Origin of the sequence: Streptomyces alkaliphilus (assembly GCF_014141535.1) — a bacterium.
Classification (GTDB): domain Bacteria; phylum Actinomycetota; class Actinomycetes; order Streptomycetales; family Streptomycetaceae; genus Streptomyces; species Streptomyces alkaliphilus.
This window is the reverse complement of sequence record NZ_VKHT01000266.1, coordinates 1-5718: the sequence shown is the minus strand read 5'-3', so window position 1 is coordinate 5718 and position 5718 is coordinate 1. Positions and strand designations below refer to the sequence as shown.

The window sequence follows — 5718 nt, the reverse complement described above, 5'->3', positions numbered from 1 at the left end:
GCTCAGACCCGTCCGGCGCGGACCGCCGGCAGCGACAGCCGCATCGCGCCCGGCCGGGCCCGCCAGGTGCGCACGCGCTCCGGGCCCCGGTCGCCGGCGTCCGCGCGGTAGCTGAACCCCGGCCCGGAGACCGTGACCCGCTTCGCCCGCGCCACCACCGCCGGGGCCCCGCTGCCCGGCCGCACCACCACCGCCGCCAGGCCGTCCTCGGCCGACAGCGACACCTGCCGCACCGGGTGGTCCAGGTCCGCCAGCACCTTCCCGTCCGCCTCCACCCGCAGCCGCTGCGCCGGCGGCGAGGGCAGTTCCGGTCGCCGGGCAGGCCGCCACCAGGAACGCGGCGGCGGGACCGTGCGCGGCGCCGGGGCCGGGATACCCAGCACCCCCAGCACCAGCTCTCCCGCGTCGTCCTCCAGCGCGTCCACCGGCCGGGTCGGGCCGTGCAGCACCGCCCGCGAGGCGCGCACCGGGTCCGGCGGCACCCCCAGCGACCGGGCCACCGCCACTGTCGGGGCCGGACCCACCGGCACCACCCCCAGCGGACGCTCGTCCAACTCGCCCCGCCCGTGCAGCAGCCGCACAGCCCACAGCAGCGCCCGGTCGTCGCCCACGACCACCACCCGGCGTTCCCCCCGGCGGGCCAGGGCCCTGGCCATGGACCCCGGACGATCCGGCTCCAGCAGGCACACCCGGGCGTCGTCCGCGCCGGCGCAGAGCACGTCACGCGCGATGCGCACCGACTCCCCGTCCACACGTCTGGCGACCGGGTCGATGACGATGAGCACCTCTCCGCCTCCCGGCAGCTGTTCACCCCCGCGGCACCGGTCCCGTAAACTCTCGGTGCAAGAGCCCCTGTCGCGATTGCGTCAGGGGTTTCGTCGATCCGGGGCAGTCTGCATGTGAGATGCCCCGCCCGGAAGGGGTGTACGCCTGTGCCCGCACTTGTGCTGCTCGGCGCTCAGTGGGGTGACGAGGGCAAGGGCAAGGCCACCGACCTGCTCGGTGGTTCCGTCGACTACGTCGTCCGCTACCAGGGCGGCAACAACGCCGGCCACACGGTGGTCGTCGGCGACGAGAAATACGCCCTCCACCTGCTTCCCTCCGGGATCCTCTCCCCGAACTGCACCCCCGTCATCGGCGGCGGCGTGGTCGTGGACCCCGAGGTGCTGCTCACCGAGCTGGCCGGTCTGGAACGGCGTGGCATCGACACCGGCAAGCTGCTGATCAGCGGTAACGCCCATCTGATCACCCCGTACCACACCACCGTGGACAAGATCAGCGAGCGGTTCCTCGGCAAGCGGAAGATCGGCACCACCGGGCGCGGTATCGGCCCCACCTACGCCGACAAGATCAACCGGGTCGGCATCCGCGTGCAGGACCTCTTCGACGAGTCGATCCTGCGGCAGAAGGTCGAGGCGGCCCTCGACTTCAAGAACCAGGTCCTCGCCAAGCTCTACAACCGGCGGGCCATCTCGGTGGACGCCGTGATGGAGGAGCTGCTGCTGCACGCCGAGCGGCTGGAGCCGTACGTCGCGGACACCACCCTGATCCTCAACCGGGCCATCGACGAGGGTCGCGTCGTCCTCTTCGAGGGCGGGCAGGGCACCCTGCTGGACGTGGACCACGGCACCTATCCGTTCGTGACCTCCTCCAACCCGACCGCCGGCGGCGCCTGCACCGGCGCCGGCGTCGGCCCCACCCGCATCGACCGGGTGATCGGCATCCTCAAGGCGTACACCACCCGGGTGGGCGCCGGGCCGTTCCCCACCGAGCTGCTGGACGAGGACGGCGAGGCGCTGCGCCGGATCGGCGGCGAGTTCGGCGTCACCACCGGACGCGACCGGCGCTGCGGCTGGTTCGACGCGGTCATCGCCCGCTACGCCACCCGGGTCAACGGCCTGACCGACTTCTTCCTCACCAAGCTGGACGTGCTCACCGGCTGGGAACGCATCCCGGTGTGCGTGGCGTACGAGATCGACGGCCGCCGGGTCGACGAGATGCCCTACAGCCAGACCGACTTCCACCACGCCAAGCCGATCTACGAGTACCTGCCGGGGTGGAGCGAGTCCATCACCGGGGCGAAGACCCTGGAGGACCTGCCGGCCAACGCCCGTGCCTACGTCAAGGCGCTGGAGGAGATGTCGGGGGCGCCGATCTCCGCCATCGGCGTCGGCCCGGGGCGCGAGGAGACCATCCAGCTGCGCTCCTTCCTGTGAGCGGCTGAGCGGTTGAGCGGCCGGGCGGAACGCGGGGAACACGACGGCGGGGCGGGGACCGGATGGTCCCCGCCGCGTTCGTCCGTGCGTCCGCCGTTCCCGGCGCCGGTCAGCTGCCGAGGCGGGTGAACTCCCACTCCTCGCCCGGCCCCCGGAAGGCGGTCAGGGTGAGTCGGTCCCCGTCCGGCTCGCCCACCAGGAAGGCGGGGAACTGTCCGTCGGGGCAGTAGCCGGCCGGACGGGCGGAGATGTTCAGGCTCGGGCCGAACATCAGCTCGTTCTTCTCCGGGGCGAGGTGGAACAGGGCGTGTTCCCAGGTGCACTCGACGACGGTCTCCCCGTCCGCCGCGTACTCCCAGATGGCCAACATGTCGCCGGGCAGGCCCTCCTCGAAGGTCAGGAGGTAGGAGCGGTTCCACTCGTCCTCATACTCCCAGATGCCGACCAGCGACTCGGGCAGCGCGTTGTAGGGGTCCTCCGCGCTCCCGGCGGCGACCGGGGTCAGGTTCGCGGACAGGTCCCGGTCAGGATCCTCCCACAGCAGAATCCCCTCCCCGGCCTCCATGATCAGATGCTCCCGGCTGGAGGGGCAGGAGCCGGGGTCGGGGACGATCCGCTCGCCGTCGTGGTCCACCGTCAGTGACTCGGGGTCGGCCGACACCAGGAAACCGGTGCCCTGGCAGTACACGGTGGGGGAGACCACCATCGAGTACACCGCCGGCTGGTCGATCGCCGAGGGCGTGATGTCCAGGCGCAGTCGGCGGTCGGTCGTCTCGCCGTCGGCGTCCACGATCGGGCCCTCCCAGGCCCCGATGAACAGCTCGTCGATGACGTTCTCGTACTCGTCCTCGTCCTCACCGGTGTCGTCAATGTCGTCCGAGGCGTCCTCCCCGTCGGCCCCGCCGGTCTCCTCCCCGTCGTCGGGAGTATCGGACCCGGTGTCGTCGGGGGTGTCGCCGCCCGCGGCTCCGCCGGAGTCCCGGTCGGCTCCGCCGGAGTCCGAGTCCAGGAGGCGGACGGTCAGCGCGCCGCCGGCGACCACCAGGACGACGGCGAGCGCGATGGACAGCACCCGGCGTCGCCGGGCCGCGTCGCCCGCCGGGCCGGCCGCGCCGGGTTCGGCGAGGGGGGCCGCGGTCGGCCCGCCGGGGGGTGTGCCGTACCCGCCGGGGCCGGCGGTGGGGGCGCCGTACCCGCCCGGCGGCGTGCCCGGGCCGGCGGCGAAGCCGGCCGGCGGGCCGAAGAACCCGGCGGGGGAGTAGGGCCCGGCGGCCGGGGACCCGCCCGGCGGGGTGCCGGCGCCGCCGACCGGGTGCGCCCCGGCCGCCTCGGGCTCGTCGGGGTCCTCGCTGTCCAGCAGGCGCACCGCCCGCTGCCCGAGCGAGGCCACCAGCGCGCCGGGCAGCCACGGTTCGCCGCCGCGCAACGGGGCCGCGCCGCCCGCCGTGCCGCCGCCCGCCGGGTCGTCGGGCGGGGCGATGCCGGCCGCCGCCGTGCGCTCCAACAGCTTTTCCACGTCGGGGCGGTCGGCGGGGTCGGGCGCCAGGCACGCCTCGACCGGTTCCCGCACGCCCTCCGGCACCCCGTCCAGGTTCTTCTCGTCCTGCACGATGCGCAGCATCAGGGCGTGCACGGCGCTGTTGCCCGACCCGAACGGGCCCCGCCCGGTGGCCGCGAAGGTGAGCACCGAGCCCAGGCAGAAGATGTCCGAGGCGGCTGTCAGCGGCTCGTCCCGGCACTGCTCGGGTGACATGAAGCCGGGGGAGCCGATCACCGCGCCGGTCGCGGTCAGGCCGGTGGTGGCGCCCTCCAGGGCGCGGGCGATGCCGAAGTCGATGACCCGGGGACCGTCCAGGGTGAGCAGCACGTTGGAGGGCTTGAGGTCGCGGTGGATCAGGCCGGCGGCGTGGATGTCGCGCAGCGCCCGGGCCAGGCCGTCGGCCAGGGCCAGCACCGGGCGCTCCGGCAGCGGCCCGTACTCGGCGGCCACCACCTCCTGGAGGGAGGGGCCGACCAGGTAGCCGGTGGCGACCCAGGGCACCTCGGCCTCGGTGTCGGCGTCCAGTACGGGGGCGGTCCAGCGCCCACCGACCCGACGGGCCGCCGCCACCTCCTGCCGGAAGCGGGTGCGGAAATCGGCCTGCCGGGCCAGCTCGGCGTGCACCAGCTTCACGGCGACCGTGCGGCCCCGGTCGGAGCGCGCGAGGTAAACGCTGCCCATGCCGCCGGCCCCCAGGCGGCCGATGAGCCGGTACGGCCCCACCCGTCGGGGGTCCCCGTGCTCCAACGGCTTCATCTCGGTCTCACTTTCCGGTTCCCCCTCGTTCGCGTGTGGAGCCCCGAGCACAGGTCGGGGGTGTCGGCCGCCGATTCCGGCGACAGCGGCCGGGTGCCCCGCCCCGGGGCGGTCGTGACGCCCGGGACGGGGGCCCGCCTCCCGTGCCGCGCCGACGGTCGGGGGCGCGGCGGGCGGTGCGCGGTCAGTCCGCGCGGTCCATCGTGTAGGGCTCGTCGGGGGCGTTGGACCAGACGATCTCGATCTCCTCCGGGTCGTCCGGGTCCATCAGGATCTCGTAGGAGGGGAAGCCGGGACAGTCCTCCGCGTCGCCCTCCAACACCTCGTCGGGGCCCAGCACCAGGCGCAGCAGATCGGCGGTCTCCGTCGTGTGCACCAGGTGGTTGACGTAGCGGCAGACGGCCCCGCCGTCCTCCTCGGTCGCCTCGGTGCGCCAGTCGGTGACCCGCTCGCCGGCCGCGCCCCGGGAGATCACCAGGGTTTCGGCGAAGCCGTCGTCCTCGGACTCCCAGGCGCCCAGCAGGGCCTGCGGCACGGCTTCGGCCCCGGCGTCGCCGGTGCGGGTCATCCGGTACTCGGCGTCGCCCGCCACCCACACCAGGGAGCCGTCGGTGTCGCGCCGCAGCCGCTCCCGCCCGCCGTCGTCCTCCAGGCAACTGGACCCGGGGACGCTCCAGTCGGCTCGCTGCTCGATGACCAGGCCGTCCCCGTCGGCCTCGCGCAGCACCACCTCGCGGGCGCACAGCACGTCGGGGGAGAGCAGCAGCGACCGGCCGATGACCTCGCCGGCCCCGCCCTGCTCCAGGGTGAACTGGACGGCGCCGACGAAACCGCCCGGCTCGGGGTCGGCCCCGCGGTCGGTGGACCCGCCCGGGGCACCGTCGTCGCCCTCGCGCACCTCGACCTGCCAGGCGCCGAGATAGGAGTCGAGCACCGCGCCGGAGTCCCGGTCGACCCACCAGTTGCCGAGGGCGACGCCGCCGGCGGCGAGCACCACGCCGGCCACCGTCGCGGCGACGAGGACCGGGCCGCGCCGCTTTCCGCCGCCGGCGGGCGTCTCGCCGGTGGTGCCGCCGGCCCCCGGGGTCGTGCCGCCGGGCGGCAGCGGCGGGCCGAAGCCGCCCCCCGCGTGCGGGTACCCGTACCCACCGGGGGGTCCGGGGTAGCCGTAGCCGGCCGCCAGGCGCGGGTCCCGCGGGGCGGCGC

3 protein-coding genes and 1 pseudogene are annotated in these 5718 nt (G+C 74.8%); 1 reads left to right on the top strand and 3 read right to left on the bottom strand.

What is annotated here, in order from left to right; genetic code table 11:
* Positions 1-2: 2 nt before the first annotated feature.
* Positions 3-785, bottom strand: coding sequence for a diacylglycerol kinase family protein (locus FNQ90_RS10795; protein ID WP_323379875.1), 783 nt, complete (start codon positions 783-785; stop codon positions 3-5).
* A 147-nt stretch (positions 786-932) separates the two neighbouring features.
* On the opposite strand from FNQ90_RS10795, the gene FNQ90_RS10790 reads away from it, so the two are divergent.
* Positions 933-2216 carry an adenylosuccinate synthase gene (locus FNQ90_RS10790; RefSeq protein WP_182606170.1) on the top strand — a complete coding sequence of 428 codons (1284 nt, stop codon included), beginning with the start codon at positions 933-935 and terminating at the stop codon, positions 2214-2216.
* A gap of 109 nt (positions 2217-2325) precedes the next feature.
* Here the strand turns inward: FNQ90_RS10790 and FNQ90_RS28435 are convergent, their stop codons facing one another.
* Complete coding sequence (locus FNQ90_RS28435; protein WP_182606169.1) at positions 2326-4512, bottom strand: serine/threonine-protein kinase; 2187 nt, start codon at positions 4510-4512, stop codon at positions 2326-2328.
* A gap of 184 nt (positions 4513-4696) precedes the next feature.
* Positions 4697-5718, bottom strand: a pseudogene (locus FNQ90_RS10780) (hypothetical protein); the annotation flags it as partial.

Excerpts from the sequence above, each read along its gene's own strand:
- FNQ90_RS28435 (WP_182606169.1), bottom strand. The coding sequence starts at position 4,512 with ATGAAGCCGTTGGAGCACGGGGACCCCCGACGGGTGGGGCCGTACCGG.